At 46.8% G+C, this 1,025-nt stretch carries 1 protein-coding gene and 1 pseudogene; both read right to left on the bottom strand.

Features of this window, described 5'->3' with window-relative positions; translation table 11 throughout:
• Nucleotides 1–30: 30 nt before the first annotated feature.
• Nucleotides 31–251 (bottom strand): annotated as a pseudogene (locus R8N49_RS25255) (YecH family metal-binding protein).
• A 69-nt stretch (nt 252–320) separates the two neighbouring features.
• On the bottom strand, nt 321–941 hold the full coding sequence (locus R8N49_RS25250; protein ID WP_237301898.1) for a lysoplasmalogenase: 621 nt from the start codon (nt 939–941) through the stop codon (nt 321–323).
• Nucleotides 942–1,025 lie beyond the last annotated feature (84 nt).

Genomic DNA, 1,025 nt, shown 5'->3' with positions numbered 1-1,025 from the left:
CCCGATTACCGAAACAACCTCAGACACCGCTTAATGGTTGCAAATACGCGCCATGTTGACGACGAACTTGCCTTCGAGTTCGCGAACCTTATCGCGCTGTAATAAAAAGGTTAGCAATGCATCTAAGTCTAGATCATTCAACTTACAGGTATGAAAACGTACGTCTGCGCCAAATGTTGTGCGAGCTCGTCGTGGCTCATTGGGGTTTCACGTAGTAGGTTTAGTAAGTTGTGAGCATGAATGCCACTCATCATTAACTCCAGTTAGCAAATAGAACCCGACCAGTGTACTGAAATCGTCGAGCACTGCTTTGACTTACGTTAGTAAATGATAGAAGCAACAATGAGTGCATGAGCAAGAAAGTAGCTACCACTTACCCAAACATACGCGCGCTTCATTGGTTTACGGAATCCGTGTATGGCGTAAGCGAGCGCGGAATACGTCATGATGACGGTGCCACTAAAGCCAATGGCATTCGCGTAGCTAGGCGTTTGTAGCCAAACCTCACCGGCTGCCCAAGCGAGCTGCACTAGCATTATGCCCATAGTCACTACGGGAAAAACGAGCGAATCTAACTGCGGTAAAAGAAGGAAAAACGCCACGATACTGGCGGCAAGCAACAAAGCCAACAACCACCACACGATATCGCCATTGAGCTGAACCCAAAAAGATTTGCTGTAGCACACTTGCGCTGCGAGATAGGCAGCAAAATAGATCAGCTTGCGTGTTTTAAACGAATGCAGCGTATCGGCGAACATAGAAACCACCAAACCACCAGCAATCCAGTAGCTGTGATCGGACGACGGCCCTTGGGTTAGCACCAAAATAAGAAGAAGTAATAGCGTAAAGATTTTAAACACTAAGGATTGTGTCGGGTTCGCTTGCTTTGCACCCAACACGGAATACATACCTGATAACCCTATCGCCAGCCAACTCCACATGCCGTACATACCTTTTACTTAAACTCGCCGCTAGTCTAGGTAGACCAGTTTTGATGTAAAGACACAATCTACGAAAGTTGGATC

It is taken from the genome of Vibrio sp. 1978, from assembly GCF_033344345.1.
Note: the sequence above shows the minus strand (reverse complement) of the source record. Positions and strands in the feature narration are given on the sequence as shown.

Bases quoted from the DNA above. Each gene is read 5' to 3' on its own strand.
- R8N49_RS25250 (WP_237301898.1), bottom strand. From the start codon at position 941: ATGTGGAGTTGGCTGGCGATAGGGTTATCAGGTATGTATTCCGTGTTG.